The following is a 608-nucleotide window of genomic DNA, read 5'->3' as shown; positions in this document are numbered from 1 at the left end:
ATATATCAAGCAAAACAATCAGCTGCCTAAAACAAAAGGATAAGACTGTGGCAAAACAAAAGTTGGCTCGGATCAGTATTACCGTACCTGAAACGACACTTAATGCACTCGATCAAAAAATTGTCGAGCAGAACTATGAAAGTCGCTCGAAAGCTATTGTCGACATGATTAATAAACACTTAATTGCAGAGCAAGCACAGGCCAATGAAGTCATGGTGGGCACCTTAACGCTGCTTTATGACGCAAGCCAAATGACCTTGCGTAATCAATTGATCGATTTACAGCAACAGTTTTTAGCACAGGTGATTAGCTCACTTCATATCCAGCTCGACCAACAAAAGATATTGCAAGTCAGGTTAATGCAGGGCGCGAGTTCTGAGCTCAGACAAATTAGCCAGCAATTTATTGTGCTGAAAGGGGTAATCAAAGGGCATTTAGAACTGATGGATGCCGTCAGGCCGCCAATACAGCAAAATGACTAAATGAGGAGTAGCGTGTTGAAAAATTTATGGACAATTCAAGACTGGAAAACAGCATATCAAAATGGGCAAATCCATCTTAAAGATTTGATTGGCTATATTGCAGAAATTAAAAATGATGACAATGCA

General features: G+C 40.0%; 2 protein-coding genes. Both read left to right on the top strand.

What is annotated here, in order from left to right; all coding sequences use genetic code 11:
- Positions 1–47: 47 nt before the first annotated feature.
- Positions 48–482: a CopG family ribbon-helix-helix protein gene (locus GBI66_RS19135; RefSeq protein ID WP_151717180.1), complete on the top strand. Its 435-nt coding sequence runs from the start codon at positions 48–50 to the stop codon at positions 480–482.
- A 12-nt stretch (positions 483–494) separates the two neighbouring features.
- On the top strand, positions 495–608 hold a 114-nt coding region (locus tag GBI66_RS19790), incomplete at its 3' end, for a hypothetical protein (RefSeq protein WP_228267313.1).

Source organism: Acinetobacter sp. TUM15071 (assembly GCF_008980925.1).
GTDB lineage: Bacteria > Pseudomonadota > Gammaproteobacteria > Pseudomonadales > Moraxellaceae > Acinetobacter > Acinetobacter dispersus.
This window is presented reverse-complemented; position numbering and strand designations above follow the sequence as displayed.